The sequence below is a fragment of the Amphritea sp. GJ51-11 genome (assembly GCF_055808735.1).
Genome location: NZ_CM147881.1, coordinates 382,403 through 402,657, shown reverse-complemented (window position 1 = coordinate 402,657; position 20,255 = coordinate 382,403). Strand labels below are relative to the sequence as shown.

The window sequence follows — 20,255 nt, the reverse complement described above, 5'->3', positions numbered from 1 at the left end:
GCATGAGTTACCCTACTGGCGCATCTCTTTAATAAACTGATCCGATGCCTGTATGGAGCGCTGCATCTCCACCAGCAAGCGATCGATATCCCGTTTGATGCCCCCAAACTCACCTTTCAATGAGCCTATCGCCCGCGCATTCAGGTTATGTTTGAGGAACAGCGTATTGTCCTTTAATGCTGCGAGCACCGGCTGCATCTTCGATTCAGAGCGTTTAAGGCGGGTATGTAGGCTGTTATAGCGGGCTTTAGTCTCTTTTAAGGATTGCGCACTTTGATTACGTAGCTTGCGACTAGTGTATTGATCCAACTCCTCCTGCCACTCCTCAAACAGTGCCGCGGCCACCTCTTCAACCTGACGAATATTATGACTCACCGATTCAGCCGCCGCCTCACTATCATCATAGGCCGACTGCATATCGTTATACACCGACTCCAGTTCACCGCCATCGAAGTTAACTACTTGGCGAAACTGTTCCAACGCCGAAACAAACTCCTGCTGGGCGTCATCCTGTGCACTGCGGGTGTCTTCAACTCGATCCACCAAAATATCTCTTTTATGAATCCCTACTTGCTCCATCGCGGAGTAGTAAGCACTCTGGCAACCACTCAACACCAATGGCAGCGACAACACACCAACAAGCATTAAACGTTTCATCTATTTCCCTTACATCGATTTACAGCGGCTTATTAATACGGATATGACTGATTTTATGATTTTCATTCAGCTCGAGACAGACATCCGCCCGGCCCGGCATCTCTTCGAGCATATTACGGGTTAGCCGTTCATAATGCTGAATAAATCGCCTAATTTCCCGTTCATTCATAATCCGCAGGTGCTGGGTGGGTTGCTGAGTATCATAAAAATAACGCACGCGCTCAGCCAGTTTTTTCTCCTGCTGAGAACGCCACTCAAACACCGACTCCATGCTTGGCACTTTGAGCATAATCAACACATCAATCATATCGAATAACTCTTTATAGCGACCATCAAGTTGCTGGTTAACATAGCTTCGCCAGAAGCCCAACGGATCTTCGCTACGCTCCAGATCATTAACCGATTCGGCCAACATCGCCTCCGGTTGAGCCGATGCGCCAACACACCAACCCTCCAACACAATCACATCCGCTTCACCGTGCCATTCCTGCCATAACACCGGAGGGCAGCGATCATCGATCGACTTATCAAACACCGGGATTTTGACATTACGTCCCTCTTCGCCGAATTCGCCTTTCAAGCCGCGGATCAGTTCAATGCCCAGTTCAACATCATGGGTGCCTGGCACTCCGCGAGTACTGAGTAACGGGTGAATAGAGTGCGCTAACCCTTCACGAGATTCACGGGTTTTATAGAGATCATCAATCGACAACCCCACCACCTTAAGATTAAAACCCTCTTCGAGAATCACTTCCAACAGATTAAACAGGGTTGATTTACCGGCGCCCTGAGCACCATTGATACCCACCACCAACGGCCCTTGCTGCTGATCTTTTCGTGCCACCAACCAAGCACCTAAAGGCACATAGATCGATTCCAGCAACTCCACTAGCCCAATATCGACTTTCAAAGATTCTAGGGTTGAGGCAAAAGCACGTTCAACCCGGCGGATCGCTTCCTCACGTGCATCCTTCGTCAGACAAAGCTGATCCGATGGCCATTGACACAGTGCACTCATGATACGGTCTCCTAATTATTGACCCGATTATCTCGCAGCCACTGCTGTATTGCATTGATCTGTTCAGCTTCCATCAACGAGGGAGCATGAGTCATACCCGGAATACGGTAGAGATCCATATCCGGACGTATCTGCTGCATCCGCGTCACCGTAGCCTCACGGAGCACATCCGACTGATCTGCCCAAATCAACATCTGTGGACAACTCACCTGTCGCCAAAACGGCTCTAGGTCAATATCCTGATCCTGTATCGCGGCGCTCTGCTCTGCGATCCGCGGGTCATAATGCAATCCATATTGATCTTCCGCGATACGCCGATGGCCATATTTCGCCAGATGTTGCCATTGCTCGTCATCCAACCCTTGATAGGCGCTATAAGTACGGCGCATATATTGTTCGACCTCAGCCACCGAGCTAAACCGGTGATCGCCTAAATACTGGGCGATGCGCTGTAAGGCTGCTTTATCGATAAAGCAGCCGATATCATTTAGCACCAAGGAACGGATCGGTGAATTGGGTAGGGCCGCCAAACACATACCGATAATGCCGCCCATTGAGGTGCCGACCCAATCGACCTGTTCGACATCTAGCCGCGCCAGTAATGTGACCATATCACTCATATAACGAGGAATATCATAAGCCACACCATCCGGCAGCCAATCACTTTCCCCACGGCCGGGCATATCTGGACAAACGACCCGGTAATCTCGCGATAGAGCCCGGGCCAAGGCATCAAAATCACGGCTATTGCGCGCCAAGCCATGCACACAGACCAACACACGTTCGTTATCCGCACTGCCCCACTCGTGATAAACCACCCGGTGAAGCCCTAAAGGGTTAAGCGCCATTACCGATCGGGTTCGCATCACTCTCTCCTGTTATCTGAAACGCAGCTAAGCTGTAAAGCTAACATCTACTAAAGAATTGTAAAGAGGAGAACAATTCTGCTTACTGTCTAAACCAGATGTATTATGATCAATCTCTCACCAAAGATTACCGATGGACACGTCATGGCGGAACAGCAACCTTTATCTTGGTATCAGCATAACAAGCGCTGGTTACTACCGCTGGTCATTTTAGCAGCGGCCGTGGCAATCTTTGTGATACTGAAAATGACTAAACCGACAGCGCCCGCCCGACCCGCTAAAGAGAAAGTCTGGACAGTCAGGGTTCTCCCCGCCGAACCGGCTCGTTATGCCCCCCAGTTATCCCTCTATGGCCGGATCGAATCGCCCTCCAGCAGCACACTATCCTCGTCGATTAATGCCTTTGTCGAAAAACGCCTAGTCGCCGAGGGCGAAAACGTCACCGCTGGGCAGCTGTTAGTACAATTGGATAACCGCGACGCATCACTGCTGCTGGCTCAGAAACAAGCCGATGTAGATCGTATTACCGCCCTGATTGCCGCCGAAAAAGTCAGCTATCAAGCCAATATTAAAGCGTTAAAAATTGAACAGGAACTCGTCAACCTTACCCAGCGTACTCTCGATCGCTATCAGGACCTGAGCCAGCGTAGTCTCGCCAGCCAGACCCAGTTAGATGATGCTCGTCGCACCAAACAGCAACAAGCGCTATCCCTCAACAGCCGGCAACAGGCGATCGATGATCACCCCAATCAACAAGCCCAGCTCCACGCCCAGTTAAATCAGGCTATTGCCCTGCGTGATAGTGCCGCCCTCGATTTAGAGCGCAGTCAAATCCGCGCCCCCTTTACCGGACGTATTGCCGATATCAGTGTTGCGGCGGGTGAACGAGTTCGCAGCGGCGATACACTGTTAACCCTCTACAACACCCGCTCGCTAGAAGTACGAGCACAGATCCCTAGCCGCTATCTGCCACAACTACACCAACAACTCAATAACGGCCAACTCATTAGCGCCACCGCATGGCTCGATGGCCAAACCCTCGACTTGACCCTTGAACGTTTTGCCGCTGCGGTCACTAGTGGCAGCGCCGGTGTCGATGCGCTATTTCGGATCAATGCCGACAGTTATCGCGGCGAGCCGGGCCGTTCAATCTCCCTCGATCTGACCATGCCGATTCAGGACAATTTACTAGCACTGCCACCACAGGCGATTTTCGGCACCGATCGAATCTATACCGTGGAGGACAACCGATTACAGGCGAACAAGATTACCCGCGTGGGCGATATGCGTGACAATGAAGGTAAAGCCAAGGTATTAGTCCGGAGCGACCAACTACAAGCCGGCGACCTGATCTTAGCGACCCAGTTACCCAATGCGATCACCGGCCTCCTAGTCGAAGTCGCCAGCAATAAGCCCCAAGCGGCAGCGACGGAGTAAGCGATGTCGATCAATCAAGGGAATCAAGGGCCTTTCAAAAATCTAATCACCCTGTTTACCGAACACCGGGTCGCCGCCAACCTATTGATGATGCTAATGATTTTGGCCGGTATCTGGGGATTAAAAAAACTGAACACCCAGTTTTTCCCCACCTTTGAGCTAGACATTATCACCATCGCCGTCCCCTGGAGTGGCGCAGCGGCCGAAGATGTCGAAAGTTCTATCATTTTGCCCATCGAGCGGGAATTAAAATCGGTTAACGGTATCGATGCCCTCTACTCAACCGCCACGCAAAGTTCAGCCTCGATTCGTATCGAACTGGAAGAGGATAGCGATGTCGCTTACATCCTCGATGAGGTAAAACAAAAGGTCGACGGCATCACAAACTTGCCCGCCGATGCAGAAAAACCGATCGTGCAGCAGGTGATCCGTTATGACAATATTGCCCGCATACTCATCACCAGCCCCACCGCCAGCCAACAAGAACTACGAACATTGGCCCGCGAATATGAGCGAGAACTACTGCAGCGTGGCATTCGCAAAATCGACTTTGTCGGTCTGCCAGAAGAAGAGATTGCCATTCAAATCGGCTCCAGCAGCCTCCATGAGCTAAATCTCAGTCTGAGTGACGTGGCCCAGATTATCAATCAACGCAGCGTTGACCTACCCGCCGGCACTGCGGCGCAAGGAGATGGTTCTCGGCAGATCCGTAGCCTTAGCCAGCAACGGGATGTGACCGGCTTCAAGCAGTTACCTTTGATCACCGATAGCAACGGCCAGTTGCTCCGGCTAGGAGATATTGCCAGCATCGATTGGCGTAATCAGGACAACCAGACCTATCTGAGCTACCAAGGCCAGCCTGCGATTCAACTGCTGCTGCGCCGTACTGAAAACGATGACACCCTAGAAGCCGCCGCCATTATGCGCGAGTGGCTAACAGAACGGACGCCAACCTTGCCACCGGACATTCAGCTGATCGCCTTCGATGAGGGTTATGAAGCGATTCAGGATCGTATTAATCTTCTCGTCAAAAACGGGGTAAGTGGCCTGATTCTGGTGATCGCCATTCTCTTTCTCTTCCTCAATGCCCGTGTGGCCTTCTGGGTTACCATCGGCATTCCCGTCTCCTTTATGGCCACTCTGGCGGTACTTTACGGGATCGGTGGCAGTATCAATATGATCAGTCTATTCGGCATGATCATGGCGCTAGGGATTATTGTCGATGATGCGATCGTCGTCGGGGAAGATACCCTGACCCACTTACAGATGGGCGAACCCGGACTACAAGCGGCTATCGGTGGCGCGCACCGGATGTTAGCCCCGGTCATGGCCTCCTCGTTGACCACCATTGCCGCGTTTCTGCCGCTGCTGTTAATTGGTGGAACGATCGGCAATATTCTGATCGATATTCCCACCGTGGTTATCTGCGTTATTCTCGCCTCGGTGGTGGAATGTTTCCTCATTTTGCCGGGCCATCTGCATCACAGCCTTCATCGAGCCGCCGACCTACACCCCTCGGCCACCCGTATCAAACTTGATGCCGCATTCAATCATTTCAAGAATGGCCGCTTTCGTGGCTGGGTTGAAAATGCCATCGAATTTCGCTGGGTGACCATCACCATCGCCTTTGCCGCTTTTATTATTGCCATTGGGCTTGTCAGTAGCGGGCGGATTAAATTCAACTTCTTCCCCGCCGTTGAGATGGAAACCCTGAATGCCAATATTCAGTTCACCTCGGGCAGCAGCCCCGAACAGGTCGACAAATTCCTTCAACATCTGGATAAAACCTTACGCCAGACCGAACAGGAACTCGGCGGCGATCTGGTCAAAATGGCATTGCAGATCCACCGTAAAACGAATAGCAGCCGCACCAGCGAGGGCGCCAATCAGGGCGATGAATTTGGCGCGCTATATGTGCAGTTCACTCCGGTCGATAGCCGAGAGATATCCAATGGCCAGATCATTAAAAAGTGGCGTAGCAAGATCACATTGCCCGCCGGGATTGAAAAGTTCACCATTGACCTAAACCGCTCCGGTCCGCCAGGAAAATCACTCGAAGTGAAATTGGTGGGGGCCGATGTTGAACAACTTAAAGCCGCCTCGTTAGCGGTGCAGGATAGCCTGAGACAATATAACGGGGTCAGCAATGTCGATGATGATCTGCCGTTTGGTAAATCTCAGTTAATCTATGAACTCACCCCCCAGGGCAAAACCGCCGGTCTGACCCTCAGCTCCGTCGGCCGTCAGCTCAGGTCATCCTTTGATGGTCAGTTAGTGCAGATATTTAATCGAGGGGAAGATGAAATAGAGGTCCGCGTGGTGCTGCCCGATAACGAACGGGATCGCTTCAGCGCCCTCGAAAACCTGCCTATTATTCTCCCCAATGGCGGCAGTGCCCCGCTGGCCAATGTGGTGTCATTTACCGATAAACAGGGCCTCGACCGATTGCAACGAATCGATGGCCAACTGGCGATTAAGATCACCACCGACCTTGATGAAGCGGTCGCCAATGCCAATGAGATTATCGCCGACCTGCAAGCGGGTAAACTGCAGCAGATCACCTCCGCTTTTGGGGTCGAAGCCAGTTTCGAGGGGCGTAATAAAAACCAGCGGGAAACCCTAGCCGATATGCAGATGGGGCTATTAATTGCCTTACTGCTGATCTTTATTATTCTCAGTTGGGTATTTTCATCCTATAGCTGGCCATTCGCGGTGATGTTGGCGATACCTTTGGGTCTGACCGGCGCCATCGCCGGACACCTGCTAACCGGCCAAAGCCTCACGATTCTCTCGTTGTTTGGCTGTTTTGGCTTATCCGGTATCGTGATTAACGACTCAATCGTACTGATTACCTTCTACCAAAAGCTGCGCAACGGCGGCATGGAGGTGCATAAAGCGATTGTTGAAGCCGCTTGCCAGCGTCTACGGGCAGTATTGCTCACCTCATTGACCACCATTGCCGGCCTCACGCCGATTCTCTTTGAAACCTCGCTACAGGCGCAGTTCTTAATTCCGATGGCGACCTCACTGGTATTCGGCTTGGCCTTCGGTACCGTACTGATCCTACTCGTTGTGCCAGCCCTGTTAGTCAGCCTCGAAAACGGCAAGGCCGCTTTCAAGCGTTTTACCGCTCGCCCACCGGCAACGTTAAAACCATAAGCCAAGCCGCTGAATACCTTAACCCTTAGCCTCGTCAGCGGTGAGCGCAGATAAACGTGAATTGCGACCGGGTTTCATTGGCCTGTCGACTTCCATCCGGTATAATTTGCGATCTTTTGACAACGGCTAATTACAAGGCATTTCAATGAATCCAGATCTGCAGAAGCTTCAGCCATATCCATTTGAAAAATTGGCTAAGCTGAAAGCCGGGGTAAACCCACCAACCGAGCTAGACCATATCGCCCTTTCTATCGGTGAACCCAAGCATCCATCACCCGCATTTGTGATCGATGAACTGAGCCGCAATCTGGACAAACTGGCGAACTATCCCACCACGGCCGGTACCATTGAGTTACGTCAAACCATCGCCGACTGGGCGACACGTCGTTTTTCACTCAAATCCGGCAGCCTAACCGGCGAACAAAATGTGCTGCCCGTGCTGGGCACCCGTGAAGCGATTTTCGCCTTCACCCAGTGCGCCATCGATCGAGCACCGGCCAGCCAAGCTACGCCGCTGTTAGTCTCGCCGAACCCGTTTTATCAGATCTATGAAGGCGCAGCCTACCTATCCGGTGCTGAACCTTACTACCTCAGTTGCGTTGCTGAGAATAATTTCGTGCCCGATTTTGATGCCGTGCCAGACACTGTCTGGCAGCGTTGCCAGCTGCTGTTCCTCTGTTCGCCGAGCAACCCTACCGGCGCGGTCACCGATGCAGCCACACTGACTAAGCTGATTGCCCTATCAGATCAGTATGATTTCGTGATCGCCTCCGATGAATGTTATTCCGAAATCTACTTCGATGAAGCTCAACCACCAGTTGGTTTGTTGGAAGTCTGCGCGCAATTGGGCCGGGATGACTATAAAAACTGCATGGTCTTTCATAGCCTCTCTAAACGCTCCAACTTACCAGGACTGCGTTCAGGGTTTGTGGCCGGCGATGCTAGCCTGATTAAACCCTTCACCAGCTACCGCACCTATCACGGCTGCGCCATGTCGATTCCAACTCAGCTCGCCAGCATTGCTGCCTGGAATGATGAGGCGCATGTGTTAGAAAACCGTGATAAGTACCGGGAAAAATTTACTGCGGTGGTTGAGATTCTAAAGCCAGTCATGGATGTCGACTTTCCAGATGCCGGGTTCTACCTATGGGCCGCCACGCCGATTGCCGATGACCTGTTCACCCAAGGGCTATTTGCACAACAGAACGTCACTGTACTGCCCGGCAGCTATGTTTCCAGAGCCGACCTGCAGGGCAACCTACCGGGTGCAGGCCGGGTACGAATGGCATTGGTTGCAACCTTGGAAGAGTGTGTCGAAGCGGCTTGGCGAATCCGCCGTTACGTTGAATCACTACAAGACTAAAGAGGCCGATAATGACCACTCTATATGGTATTTCCAACTGCGACACCGTGAAAAAAGCCCAGCGCTGGTTAACCACTAACCATGTCGACTTTAGCTTTCACGATTTTCGCAAAGATGGCCTCACCGAAGCCCAGCTACGTGAGTGGGTTGCCGCATTGGGCTGGGAGACCTTGCTCAACAAACGTAGCACCAGTTGGCGCGCTCTCAGTGATGAGGTCAAAAGCAACATCGATGAGGCCTCCGCCATACGCGAGATGCTCGCCACGCCGACGTTGATTAAACGCCCGGTGCTGAGCCACGCTGGCGGCCTATTGGTCGGCTTTAAAGAGAGCGATTACAACACGCTCTTACCCTAAACAAATTAACCTTTTGCCTGACCGACCTGACATAACAGATCGGCTAACAACCACTATTTTAATGATCTTACGCTAAGGTCTTACGACAAGTTCTATGGAGTTACACACATGAGTACATTTGCATTTGGCCTAGGTATTGGCACTAAATCCTCTGACGGTGAGTTGCTGGAAGTTTATTATAACGGCCCGTTGTTAAACCCATCCGACGCGCTGATCCAAGCGGCAACCGATGCGGCGGGCTATGCCGGCGGCAACCAAGCGATTGAGCTATCTGCAGAGCAGCTAAGTGCACTGGAATCGGCCTTCTTAGCCATCGATGCTGAAGACCAAGCCGAGATCATTGAAATCTGCAAAGGCACTCATCAGCCAATGATTCTAACCGTGCTAGCCACCGATGCCGACCCTGAGTCTACCGCTGAGGTTTACCTCAAACTGACACTACTGTCACACCGTCTGGTTAAGCCTCACGGACTCAACCTCAACGGTATGTTTGGCAAACTGCCAAACGTGGCTTGGACAAACGAAGGCGCCATCGCGCTGAATGATCTACCAAAACGCCAACTGGCGGCACGCGCTCAGGGCCGTATTATCGATGTTCACTCTGTGGATAAGTTCCCTAAAATGGCGAACTATGTTGTCCCAGCCGGTACTCGTTTGGCAGCCACTTCACGTATTCGCCTTGGCGCACACGTCGGTGAAGGCACCACAGTTATGCATGAAGGCTTTATCAATTTTAATGCCGGTACACTGGGCGTTAGCATGGTTGAAGGCCGTATCTCCGCTGGGGTTGTGGTCGGTAACGGTTCTGACCTAGGCGGTGGCTGTTCGACTATGGGCACCCTGTCCGGCGGTAACAATGTGGTCATCTCCGTTGGCGAAAACTGCCTATTGGGTGCCAACGCAGGCTTAGGTTTACCACTGGGTGATCGCTGTACCATTGAAGCGGGTCTGTATGTAACCTCTAGCTCTAAAGTGACCCTGTTAGACGATCAAAATAACGAAGTGGCTACCGTTAAGGCGGCTGAACTGGCTGGTAAGCCAGACTTACTGTTCCGTCGGAACTCACAGAATGGTCGCATCGAAGTTAAGACCAATAAATCGGCTATCGAGCTGAACGAAGAACTGCACGCTCACAACTAAGTGTATCGTCTCCCGGGTGTTGCCATAGGCGGCACCCGATCTATTCTCCTCACCCATTGCCCGACGTTAAGGTAGCCCTATGCCCCAACTAACCCCCACTATCGAATTAGCCAAACAACTGATTTCACGTCGCTCCGTCACACCGGAAGATGACGGTTGTCAGGAACTGATGATAGAACGTCTCGAAGCAATGGGTTTTCATATCGAACGCCTGCAATTTGAAGAAGTAACCAATTTCTGGGCCCGTCGGGGCACACAGGGGCCGCTGTTCTGTTTTGCTGGCCATACCGATGTCGTGCCGACCGGGCCTGAAATCAATTGGAGCCACCCACCTTTCGACCCCATTATTGAAGATGGTTTTCTCTGTGGCCGAGGGGCTGCCGATATGAAAGGCAGTCTGGCAGCCTTTATCACTGCACTAGAACGCTTTATAGAGCACCACCCGGATCATGACGGCTCGATCGCCCTACTGATTACCAGCGATGAGGAAGGCCCTTTTGTTAATGGCACCACTCGGGTGATCGATCACCTAGAAGCGCGCAACGAGAAAATCACCTGGTGTATTGTTGGCGAACCCTCCAGTACCGAGAAAGTCGGTGATGTCATCAAAAATGGCCGACGGGGTTCCATTAGTGGCGACCTAACAATCCGAGGCGTACAGGGCCATGTCGCCTACCCTCATCTGGTGGAAAACCCGATCCATCTGGCGGCTCCGGCTCTGAATGATCTGGCCTGTGAAGTATGGGATGAAGGCAATGACTTTTTCCCGCCCACGAGTTTCCAGATTTCCAATATTCATGCCGGCACAGGCGCGACCAACGTTGTCCCCGGCGAGATTAACGTACAATTTAATCTACGTTTTTCCACCGAAATTACCGCCGAACAGATAAAAGAGCGAACCTACGCTATTCTGAATCGCTATGGCCTGAATTTTGATGTTAACTGGACCCTCAGTGGCCATCCGTTTATCACCGACCGGGGCGATCTCGTGGATGCCTGCGTTGATGCAATCCAGTCCATTACCGGTTTAGATACCGAGCTATCCACCTCGGGCGGCACCTCCGACGGGCGTTTTATCGCTCCCACCGGCGCACAAGTGGTTGAGCTCGGCCCGATTAACGCCACTATTCATAAAGTGAATGAACGGGTCAAAGCAACCGATCTCGACACCCTGTCTTCGCTGTATGAAAACATTCTCGCTAAGTTGTTGGCACGGTAATCCTGATGAGTTTTGATCTAAACTGCCCCGTCTGCCTGCAACCCTTACAGGGTGACCTGAAGCATCTGGAATGCCCCGAACGGCATAGCTATGATGCGGCCAAGCAGGGCTACTGGAACCTCCTGCTCGCCAATCAGAAGCGCTCGAAAGATCCCGGCGATAATGCCGCGATGGTGCTAGCCAGACGTCAGTTTCTGGCGTTAGGCTATTATCAACAGCTGGCGGATACCATCGCCACCCGGCTCGCCGAACGTGCCGCAGATTTAGTCACCCCCCGTATCCTCGATATGGGCTGCGGTGAGGGCTATTACACCCAACGGATGGAACAACAACTTGAACTGCACGCCAGTGGCTATCAGTTAGCGGGGCTGGACATCTCGAAACACGCGATAAAAGCAGCCTGCCGCCAGAGCAAAGCCGTTACTTGGATGGTGGCTTCCGGGGCACGGATGCCGGTGGCGGATGCCTCTCTAGACTTGATGACCGTGCTGTTCAGCCGCTTGATGCCAGAGGAGTTCAGCCGCACGCTAAAACCCGGGGCAGAGCTATTAATCGCCTATCCTGGTGATGACCATCTGATCGAATTGCGAACTCAGATCTACGATGAGGTACGTCACTCTGGCTTTACCCCCGAATCGGTATTAGCTGACACCTTTGAGCATCTGGCAACCGAAACGATTAGCTATCAATTCACACTACCGACCCCGGCCCAAATCGATCAACTGTTAGCGATGACACCCCATGGTTGGCGCATTACCCAAGCCGCGCGGGAGCGTCTAGCCGAGTTACAACAACTAGAACTCACCTTGGATGTTCGTCTGGCAAGCTTCCGACGGATCTAAAGCATGCGCCATCGCAGCCTAACACAGCGCCTACGTTTACGCCTGATACGCCGTGCCGATAATATCAAGCAAAATTTGGCGATTCTGATGGTCGGCCTCGGCCTCTTTATGCTCGGTTTTATCGCCTTAGTGCTGGCTCAATTTCTCTTAGCAGACAGCCTGCAGCGAGATATTATTGCCCTAATCGGCCTGATTTTTTTAATTGGCGGCGCAATCATCGCCGCCTTCGGCTATATTAGCCTGAGCATCCTGAGAATTTTTCGCTTTCTGTTAACCGACATTCAACCCAACAAGAACACAGACTCTCACCATGACTGATACCCAACGCCACCCCGATATTGAGATCTATATTAAAGACCGCTCATTGGATCGGATCAGCCAATGGCTGGAGAACATCTGCAGCCCCTTAAAGCGAGACTTTGAGCAGGGTCAGGTACACCATTTCATCGGCGTTATTGATGGCCATGAGATGCCGATCATGATTCACGAAAAAGTATCCGGCAAAGCCTGGACCAGTGTCTGGTTCAATTCAGATAAAACCCCGTGGATAAAAGATCTCGATTGCGCCGAACAAGCGGCCCGCGAGCTAGACACACAAATCCGTTGTATCGCCAGCGGCTGGACGTCGGGAGATGATCCGGATGAATGGTGGAAAGTCGACAACGGCACCGTCGAAAAAATTAACTGGCAGAGCTGATTAACGCACTGATAACCGTTTAAGCGAGTGCTCTGTCTAATTAAGCCTGAGCGCTAAACTGCTGCCCCGAACGATCAATCTGATCAATCATCAAACGCCCCGCCGATGCCAAGCCCATGCGGGCAAAATCATCACCCGCCGCTGCAGTGCTATAAGGGGTAGTCGTCTGAACCGACAAGTGACTCAGCAGATAAGCAAGATCCCCCGAATGATTTTCACTGACGGCACTATTCAAACGACTCACCACCTCATCGGTATAAAGTGAATCCGGATCAGGATATTCCGTAGGCTGCGCCGCCGGTAAACTAAATTCACTGGAAGACGTTTTTGTTTTTTGTGCCTGATATTCGGTGGCATTGATCAGACTCAACAGCATAGAGAATTGCGCACCCCGTCCCTCATTGACCGCTTGGGTCAACGACGAGGTGTAAGTCTCGATCCGCTGTTCTAACTGTTCAAGCCGTTCGATCTGCATCAACAACCACATATCAGGATTAAAATAGAGTCCGTTATAGATCGGCATAAACGGGAAAATCTTTAATATTATCGTAGACTTAATCCACGTCATTAACGCTCAGCAGTCAATTAGCCTCGATCAGATGAATCGCCCTCAGAGAGCGGCATCACCGGCACAGCCAAAAATTCAATAAACGCCCTCACCAATGGATTAATATGGGATTCAGGCGGCACCACCAGCGACATCTGTCGGGTCAACACCAACGGCGTCTGTAACACCACCAGCTCCCCCTGAGAAGCTCATCAGCAACCGCAAGCTGCGAGAGGCAACCGATACCGAGCCCAGCCTTAACTGAACGCTTAATCGCTTCCTGACGGTTTAGTGTCATCACCGGACCTAACCGACCACCCACCTGCTGCAATGCACGCTCGAATACTGCCCGCGTCCCCGACCCTTGCTCCCGTAGGATCCAGCGCTGCTGTCCCATTTGCGCCACCGTTAACACCCCCTCCTGAGCCAACGGGTGTGTCCGACTACAAAACACCTGCAGATGATCTTTTCGCCAAGCCACCGTCTGCAGCTGATGATGGGAAGCCGGCCCCTCAATCAAACCAATATGCGCCTGACCTTTTTCTAGCCGTTCCAGTACCCGCTGGGTATTAGCAATCTGTAAATCAGGTTCTACATCGGGGTGAAGGGTGAGAAAATCTGACATGATCTGGGGAAAAAGATAACTGGCAATCGTAACACTGGCCGCCACTCTAAATGGCCCACTAACCCCCTGACCATAAGGCGTTTTAAGGCTTTCGATATTGGCCAAAATATCCCGCACCCGAGGTAAAACCTCCTGACCGACATCGGTGATCTCCAATTCACGGCCGGTACGATTAAACAATCGATAAGCCAACATCGACTCTAACTCTTTTAACGCCTGGCTGGCCGCCGACTGACTCAACGCCTGCTCATCAGCCGCCGCCGTGAGTCGCCCTAGCCGAGCAGTGGCCTCAAATATTTTTAATTGCCTTAACGAAATCGCCATTGTTCGGTTTTTCTTATATCTAATGTTAGAAACATCCATTTTACTAAACATTCATAACATTAGAAGATGGCTGCGTCACTCACAAAGATGAGCAAAACGATGCCACGAATTATTCTGCTACCCCTTATTGCCGCATTAGCACTCGGACTTGCCAGTCTAGGCCCCATCGCACAACTGGGTCTAAGCGCTCTACCGCTGGCGATTTTAATCGGCATGATCTGGGGACACTTTGATCACCACCCACAAAGCAAAAATGATCAACGGGTCAGCCAGTTCTGCCAGCAACGCTTACTACGCGCAGGCATTGTGCTGTTTGGCTTCAGCCTGAGTCTAGAGCAGATCTTTGCCGTCGGCTGGCAAGCGCTGTTATTAGATGCGCTGATGATCTGCACTATTTTCAGCCTTGGTACCTGGATCGGTATAAAGTTTTTCAAACTTCACCGAGATGTTGCGATCCTAACCTCTGTCGGTAGCGCTATCTGTGGCGCCGCCGCAGTACTCGCCACCGAATCCGTACTAAAACCCAAACAGCAACATGTCACCATCGCCGTGGCCACGGTGGTGCTGTTTGGCACCTTGGCGATGTTTAGTTATCCACTGATCTATCAGTTTGCGGGCATGACCGAGCAATCGTTTGGCATCTATATCGGCAGCACCGTGCATGAAGTCGCACAGGCCGTGGCGGCCGGTGAATCGATCAGTCCTGAGACCCTACAAACAGCGGTCGTCGTTAAGCTGATTCGAGTGATGATGTTAGCCCCGTTCATCCTGCTACTCAGCTCATTCCTGAGCAACGCCAGCAGCGGCCAAGCGGGTAAAGGCAAGGTGATCATTCCATGGTTTGTATTTGGCTTTATCGCCGCCACCGGCGTTAACAGCTTCGTCGTGCTCCCCGAGCAACTACAGGGCCTATTAAAAACCGCCAGCCAGTTCAGCCTAGCACTGGCAATGGCCGCACTCGGTCTACAAACCCGCTGGGTGACGATCAAGCAGGCGGGGCCTAAACCTATGTTGCTAGCATCGATTCTGTTTGTGCTGTTGATCGTGGGGGGTATGGATTAAATCGGTTGCTGATTAGCCTGTAATCCGTGTTCGCAACCCTAACAGCAACCACTAAAAATCAGGTTTGCACATACTCAATCTGATTAATGTACCAATAGGCCTCACCGGCCGGAGTCCTGATGGCGACCTCATCGCCAACCTCTTTTTTCAACAGGCCTCTGGCCATCGGTGAGTCGATGGAGATGTAATCCTTACGCTCAAATATCTCATCATAACCGACGATGCGAAAACGCTTTACCTCGCCGTCGTCGTTCTCAATCTCAACCCAGGCACCAAAAAACACCTTACCCTCTTGTTCCGGCGCATAATGGACAATACCCAATTCATCAATACATTTGCGTAAATAACGCACCCGACGATCGATCTCCCGTAACCGCTTTTTATTGTACTGATAATCGGCATTCTCACTACGATCCCCCAGACTCGCCGCCCAAGTGACCTTCTGGGTAACTTCTGGCCGCTCTGTACGCCAGAGGTAATCAAGTTCCGCTTTAAGCTTATCGTAGCCTTCCTGTGTGATTAATCGTGCTTTCATCAGCCAACCATACCTTCAACATAAAGGTCTGCTAACGAGACATACCACTCGATATTAACAGACCGGAATAGACCACTTTTTTACCACAGAAGCCGGTTAGGAACACAGAAAAACAACCCTGCGACTCATCATGCGCTTTATTGGCAGACAAACAACCGGTGATGACTCTGGAGGTAGTACAAAGATTAGACATAAAAACCACCCAACGGTGGTCATTTATCATAAGCAGGTCTAACGGAGGACTTAGCTTGGTAGACCGCCGTCACAGGCGCTAGCGTTGTTTCGCTACACTCGGCCAGAGCCTAGCGGGGCTTATTCTGTGCGTAGGGTAAATTTCGCGCATAAAAAAACCACCCAACGGTGGCCATTTATAAAAAGTGGTGGGTCGTATAGGATTCGAACCTATGACCAATTGGTTAAAAGCCAACTGCTCTACCAACTGAGCTAACGACCCACTATGGCTCCTCGAGCTGGACTCGAACCAGCGACCAATAGATTAACAGTCTACTGCTCTACCAACTGAGCTATCGAGGAACAACATTCATCGCTATGGCGGAGGGGCAGGGATTCGAACCCTGGGAGGGCTATTAACCCTCGCTGGTTTTCAAGACCAGTGCTTTCGACCACTCAGCCACCCCTCCAGCGATACGCTCTACAATAAAGCGCCTAAATCTCAAACATAAAAAAACCACCCAGCGGTGGCTATTTATGAAGAAGTGGTGGGTCGTATAGGATTCGAACCTATGACCAATTGGTTAAAAGCCAACTGCTCTACCAACTGAGCTAACGACCCACACCGAACTTCTTTTTACCCCATACCACAACTCCGTTAAGAGAAGTGGTGGGTCGTATAGGATTCGAACCTATGACCAATTGGTTAAAAGCCAACTGCTCTACCAACTGAGCTAACGACCCTTTGTGGCTCCTCGAGCTGGACTCGAACCAGCGACCAATAGATTAACAGTCTACTGCTCTACCAACTGAGCTATCGAGGAACAACGTTTCTCGCTATGGCGGAGGGGCAGGGATTCGAACCCTGGGAGGGCTATTAACCCTCGCTGGTTTTCAAGACCAGTGCTTTCGACCACTCAGCCACCCCTCCAGCGAGGTGCCGTATATTAAAGGATTCCGCGTTTGTGTCAACACTTTGGAAGTGAAAAAGTTAATATTTGGCTAAAAATAGTCATATCCCTTTCACAACTCAGATTCTCGACCCTTAATTCATCCCCAGACGGTACTTTTCGCCATAGGTTTCACTGCGGCGGTACTCGCCCGGTGTCATGCCGGTCCACTTTTTAAATGAACGGAAAAATGCCGAAGGCTCATCAAAGCCCATTAGCGCCGCCACATCATTGATCGATAGCTGCGGTGAATCCATATAGTTGATCGCCGCTTTCTTACGGCAATCATCCTTTATTTTCTGATAAGAGCTGTTCTCTTCGGCGAGCCGACGACGCAGGGTCGACACGGACATATTCAGTTTAAAGGCCACCTCCTCTGCCCCCGGCAGCTCTCGGCTAAAGTCTTTCCCCAACATCACCTTAACCTGTGAACGAAGGCTTTGGTCGTTATCCACCATCACAATCAGCTGATAAGGTGCCGTTTGCAGAAAACCTCTTAGGCTCTCATCGTTCTGAATAATGGGATAGTCCAAATAACGAGCGGGAAACACGATGGCATTATCGTGCTGATCAAATTTAACCTCCGACTGAAACAGTGTCTCATAATGATAACTGTCCTCCTGCCGTGGGAAGGTAAAATACGCCGCTTTCAAGTCCAGCCTCGAACCGATCAACCAGCTAATAAAGTGATGCCACATCGATAGCCCTGTCCGCACGACACCGGCGGGTTCATTCTCCAACATCTCACGCACCTCTTCCGCAGGCACAGAGCTAACGGGGGCAAAGGAAAGCTTGGCATAGCGCCCTTTGCGCACTAATAGTGGTTTCACTTTCGTACCCCGGCAGATCTCGTAAAAAGCACTGCTGCGATAGATCGCCTTCTCTAAGGTCGAACAATGAATAATCGCATGACACATCATCCGAAACGTACCGTTTGGCACTCGCCCACCGGAGACCATACCGAATGATTCATCCTGTGCGGTCCACATAATGCGTTGATAGAGTTGACCGAATTTGACAGCGGAAAACTCTGTTCTTTGCTCAATTTCGGTAGGATCTATGCCCACCTCTGCGAGTAATTCATCGAGGTTGTAGCCCTGTTTCTCCACTTGAGAGAGCAAATATCGGACATAACCCGTTGGAACGGTGATGGTTTTTTCCATCTTTATTTCTCTTTTTTGCTTACTTTTTCTAATGTTACGTAATTCACCAGCTATTCTTTTAACTTATATCATGAAAAAATCTAAAATAAAGCTAAGACATTTTTTGTCAGTGATAATGACAGCTATTGTTATTGAGAAGGCAGGGCTTAATGAAGGATCATCTAAGCTGCCTTATTCAGATCACGCGAGCCGCAGGTATATACCTGATCAGTAGGCTGGCTATTATCCCGGTCAACCGGGTTTGGCTGAACAAACAAAAATAACAAGTTACCGAATAGGTGAAGCGAATGGCAAAGAGATCGATACGGACGTCAGCCCCCTGGCATACCACTCCTGTGCGCAATAAGCTCGCACAGAGTGTTACCCTAGCAATGCTGACAACCACACTGGCGGCTCCTGCGGCAGCCGTAGAATTTAACCTTGGAGAAATTGAGGGGCGATTTGATTCTCAGTTGTCAATTGGCTCCAGCTGGCGCTTGAACGATGCTGATAGCGACTTAATCTCAACAGCCAACGGCGGCACGAGTGCCGGTTCTGGCTCTTATGATGACGCAAATCTCAACTTCGATAAGGGACACTCTTTTTCGACGGTATTTAAAGGCGTCCATGATCTAGAATTACGCAAAGATAATATCGGTGCGTTTGTCCGTGGCAAGTACTGGTTCGACACCGAACTGAGTGATGGCGATCGCTCACATGGCAATACCGTCAATGGTTATTCATCCAATGATTCACTCAGCGATGATGGCTTCAATGATTATGCTAAATTCTCGGGTGCTGAAATCCTTGATGCCTATGTGTTTGGCTCATTTTCAGTAAACGAACAACCGCTTGATGTAAGACTGGGACGTCAAGTAATCAACTGGGGCGAAAGTACCTTTATTCAAGGCGGGCTCAACGCAATCAACCCCATTGATGTCAGCGCAATACGCCGAGCAGGGGTAGAGGTTAAAGAAGCCCTATTGCCAACGAATATGGCATTTGCATCTCTTGGACTGACCGATAATTTAAGTGTTGAAGCCTTCTATCAGCTGCAATGGGAAGCGACCGCTATTGATGGTTGCGGTACCTATTTCTCAAACAATGATTTCGGTGCTGAAGGTTGTGATGGTATTCGTATCAATTCCGCCTTAATACCACCGACTCAACAAGATGATTCCGCTTATTTTGGCACCGCTGGCGGTCTATTTGTTATCAACCGTAACGATGATGGTCGCCGTGAAGCCGATGATGGTGGTCAATTTGGTTTAGCATTTAGGTATTACGCCGAAGAACTCAACAGTACTGAGTTCGGCCTATACTTTGCCAACTATCATAGCCGACTACCGATTTCGAGTGGTGTAAAATACACCGCAGGCGGTGTTCCTGGCGTATTTACCTCTGAATATTTTATTGAGTATCCTGAAGATACCCAAATGTTAGGTCTAAGTTTTAACACCACGGTTGGTACAGTCGCTTGGTCTGGGGAAATAACGCATAAAGTCGATGTCCCCGTTCAGATCAATGGACCATTACTCGTCTCTGCCATCCTAACTGAAGGGCTAGGTATGAGTAGTGGTAATGCCGCTGCTGACAACCTGATTGCTGGCTCAGCACCCGGCGGGGATGTTAATGGTTATACCATGTTCGACGTCACTCAGGTGCAAACCAGCCTGTTACAGTTTTTTGATAACACTATGGGGGCTAGCCGCTTAACGTTGATCGGCGAACTTGGCTGGACCCACATTAACGACTTCGATGAAGGCGCTAATGCACTCAAATATGGTCGCCACGGTACCTTTGGATATGCGGCAGGCGAAACTGATGGTTTTGTCACGCAAGACTCCTACGGTTATGTCGTTCGAGCCAGTCTTAATTACCCTAACGCCTTTGCCGGTATTAACTTAACGCCTCAGATCAGCCTCAAACATGGCCTTGGAGGTAATGGTCCAGAACCGGGAGCAGCCTTCCGCGAAGGCGAAAAGACAGCAACACTGAGTCTAACGGCTGATTATCTGAATCAATACCGGGTACAAATGGGCTATACCAACTTCTTTGGCGGTGACTACAACGCCATTAGTGATCGCGATTTTCTTTCACTCAGTGCATCGGTCTCTTTCTAAGAGTTAAGGAAAATAGGAGAAT

20 protein-coding genes and 7 tRNA genes are annotated in these 20,255 nt (G+C 50.9%); 11 read left to right on the top strand and 16 right to left on the bottom strand.

The window, feature by feature from the left end; all coding sequences use genetic code 11:
* Positions 1-12: 12 nt before the first annotated feature.
* Genes AC0L4K_RS01630 through AC0L4K_RS01620 form a run of 3 tightly spaced genes read right to left on the bottom strand, consistent with a single transcriptional unit; the run spans position 13 to position 2,541 of the window.
* Positions 13-657, bottom strand: a complete 645-nt coding sequence (locus AC0L4K_RS01630; protein WP_417225144.1) for a DUF2959 domain-containing protein — start codon at positions 655-657, stop codon at positions 13-15.
* A 19-nt stretch (positions 658-676) separates the two neighbouring features.
* Positions 677-1,675 (bottom strand): hypothetical protein, encoded by a 999-nt coding sequence (locus AC0L4K_RS01625; RefSeq protein WP_473268000.1) that lies wholly within the window; start codon positions 1,673-1,675, stop codon positions 677-679.
* Between the two features lie 11 nt (positions 1,676-1,686).
* Positions 1,687-2,541, bottom strand: coding sequence for an alpha/beta fold hydrolase (locus AC0L4K_RS01620; protein WP_473267999.1), 855 nt, complete (start codon positions 2,539-2,541; stop codon positions 1,687-1,689).
* Between the two features lie 105 nt (positions 2,542-2,646).
* On the opposite strand from AC0L4K_RS01620, the gene AC0L4K_RS01615 reads away from it, so the two are divergent.
* The 9 genes from AC0L4K_RS01615 (at position 2,647) to AC0L4K_RS01575 (ending at position 12,754) form a co-directional block, all read left to right on the top strand.
* Positions 2,647-3,978, top strand: a complete 1,332-nt coding sequence (locus AC0L4K_RS01615) for an efflux RND transporter periplasmic adaptor subunit (protein ID WP_473267998.1) — start codon at positions 2,647-2,649, stop codon at positions 3,976-3,978.
* A gap of 3 nt (positions 3,979-3,981) precedes the next feature.
* The gene (locus tag AC0L4K_RS01610) at positions 3,982-7,137 is read left to right on the top strand and encodes an efflux RND transporter permease subunit (RefSeq protein ID WP_473267997.1); all 3,156 of its coding nucleotides are present in this window, start codon (positions 3,982-3,984) and stop codon (positions 7,135-7,137) included.
* Between the two features lie 145 nt (positions 7,138-7,282).
* Positions 7,283-8,500, top strand: a complete 1,218-nt coding sequence (gene dapC / locus AC0L4K_RS01605; protein ID WP_473267996.1) for a succinyldiaminopimelate transaminase — start codon at positions 7,283-7,285, stop codon at positions 8,498-8,500.
* 11 nt (positions 8,501-8,511) lie between these two features.
* Positions 8,512-8,856, top strand: a complete 345-nt coding sequence (locus AC0L4K_RS01600) for an ArsC family reductase (RefSeq protein ID WP_473267995.1) — start codon at positions 8,512-8,514, stop codon at positions 8,854-8,856.
* Positions 8,857-8,964: 108 nt separating this feature from the next.
* On the top strand, positions 8,965-9,996 hold the full coding sequence (gene dapD / locus AC0L4K_RS01595) for a 2,3,4,5-tetrahydropyridine-2,6-dicarboxylate N-succinyltransferase (RefSeq protein ID WP_417225157.1): 1,032 nt from the start codon (positions 8,965-8,967) through the stop codon (positions 9,994-9,996).
* Between the two features lie 79 nt (positions 9,997-10,075).
* Positions 10,076-11,215, top strand: a complete 1,140-nt coding sequence (dapE, locus tag AC0L4K_RS01590) for a succinyl-diaminopimelate desuccinylase (protein ID WP_473267994.1) — start codon at positions 10,076-10,078, stop codon at positions 11,213-11,215.
* Between the two features lie 5 nt (positions 11,216-11,220).
* The gene (locus AC0L4K_RS01585) at positions 11,221-12,057 is read left to right on the top strand and encodes a putative RNA methyltransferase (protein WP_473267993.1); all 837 of its coding nucleotides are present in this window, start codon (positions 11,221-11,223) and stop codon (positions 12,055-12,057) included.
* 3 nt (positions 12,058-12,060) lie between these two features.
* Positions 12,061-12,375, top strand: coding sequence for a hypothetical protein (locus AC0L4K_RS01580; RefSeq protein WP_473267992.1), 315 nt, complete (start codon positions 12,061-12,063; stop codon positions 12,373-12,375).
* The gene (locus AC0L4K_RS01575; RefSeq protein ID WP_417225165.1) at positions 12,368-12,754 is read left to right on the top strand and encodes a hypothetical protein; all 387 of its coding nucleotides are present in this window, start codon (positions 12,368-12,370) and stop codon (positions 12,752-12,754) included. The genes AC0L4K_RS01580 and AC0L4K_RS01575 overlap by 8 nt, the downstream gene beginning before the upstream one ends.
* Positions 12,755-12,794: 40 nt before the next feature.
* On the opposite strand, the gene AC0L4K_RS01570 is transcribed toward AC0L4K_RS01575, so the two are convergent.
* The 3 genes from AC0L4K_RS01570 to AC0L4K_RS01560 form a co-directional block, all read right to left on the bottom strand.
* Positions 12,795-13,277, bottom strand: coding sequence for a hypothetical protein (locus AC0L4K_RS01570; protein ID WP_473267991.1), 483 nt, complete (start codon positions 13,275-13,277; stop codon positions 12,795-12,797).
* Positions 13,278-13,339: 62 nt separating this feature from the next.
* The gene (locus AC0L4K_RS01565; RefSeq protein WP_473267990.1) at positions 13,340-13,489 is read right to left on the bottom strand and encodes a hypothetical protein; all 150 of its coding nucleotides are present in this window, start codon (positions 13,487-13,489) and stop codon (positions 13,340-13,342) included.
* Entirely contained in the window at positions 13,465-14,250 is a 786-nt protein-coding gene (locus AC0L4K_RS01560; protein WP_473267989.1) for a LysR family transcriptional regulator, read from the bottom strand. Before AC0L4K_RS01560 ends, AC0L4K_RS01565 begins: the two co-directional genes overlap by 25 nt.
* Before the next feature lie 99 nt (positions 14,251-14,349).
* Here AC0L4K_RS01560 and AC0L4K_RS01555 point away from each other — a divergent pair, with 99 nt between their 5' ends.
* On the top strand, positions 14,350-15,312 hold the full coding sequence (locus tag AC0L4K_RS01555; protein ID WP_473267988.1) for a YeiH family protein: 963 nt from the start codon (positions 14,350-14,352) through the stop codon (positions 15,310-15,312).
* Between the two features lie 58 nt (positions 15,313-15,370).
* On the opposite strand, the gene greB is transcribed toward AC0L4K_RS01555, so the two are convergent.
* The 10 genes from greB to AC0L4K_RS01505 all read right to left on the bottom strand — a co-directional run bounded on the left by greB (position 15,371) and on the right by AC0L4K_RS01505 (position 18,131).
* Entirely contained in the window at positions 15,371-15,847 is a 477-nt protein-coding gene (gene greB / locus AC0L4K_RS01550; protein WP_473267987.1) for a transcription elongation factor GreB, read from the bottom strand.
* A 31-nt stretch (positions 15,848-15,878) separates the two neighbouring features.
* Positions 15,879-16,040, bottom strand: coding sequence for a hypothetical protein (locus tag AC0L4K_RS01545; RefSeq protein ID WP_417225174.1), 162 nt, complete (start codon positions 16,038-16,040; stop codon positions 15,879-15,881).
* A gap of 185 nt (positions 16,041-16,225) precedes the next feature.
* Positions 16,226-16,301: transfer RNA gene (locus AC0L4K_RS01540), tRNA-Lys, on the bottom strand.
* A gap of 4 nt (positions 16,302-16,305) precedes the next feature.
* Positions 16,306-16,381, bottom strand: a tRNA-Asn gene (locus AC0L4K_RS01535).
* A 16-nt stretch (positions 16,382-16,397) separates the two neighbouring features.
* Positions 16,398-16,488 (bottom strand) — tRNA-Ser (locus AC0L4K_RS01530).
* Between the two features lie 76 nt (positions 16,489-16,564).
* A tRNA-Lys gene (locus AC0L4K_RS01525) sits at positions 16,565-16,640 on the bottom strand.
* A gap of 46 nt (positions 16,641-16,686) precedes the next feature.
* A tRNA-Lys gene (locus AC0L4K_RS01520) sits at positions 16,687-16,762 on the bottom strand.
* 4 nt (positions 16,763-16,766) lie between these two features.
* Positions 16,767-16,842 (bottom strand) — tRNA-Asn (locus AC0L4K_RS01515).
* 16 nt (positions 16,843-16,858) lie between these two features.
* Positions 16,859-16,949: transfer RNA gene (locus AC0L4K_RS01510), tRNA-Ser, on the bottom strand.
* 114 nt (positions 16,950-17,063) lie between these two features.
* The gene (locus AC0L4K_RS01505) at positions 17,064-18,131 is read right to left on the bottom strand and encodes an AraC family transcriptional regulator (protein ID WP_417225176.1); all 1,068 of its coding nucleotides are present in this window, start codon (positions 18,129-18,131) and stop codon (positions 17,064-17,066) included.
* Between the two features lie 287 nt (positions 18,132-18,418).
* Here AC0L4K_RS01505 and AC0L4K_RS01500 point away from each other — a divergent pair, with 287 nt between their 5' ends.
* Positions 18,419-20,233 (top strand): DUF1302 domain-containing protein, encoded by a 1,815-nt coding sequence (locus tag AC0L4K_RS01500; protein WP_417225178.1) that lies wholly within the window; start codon positions 18,419-18,421, stop codon positions 20,231-20,233.
* Positions 20,234-20,255: the final 22 nt, after the last annotated feature.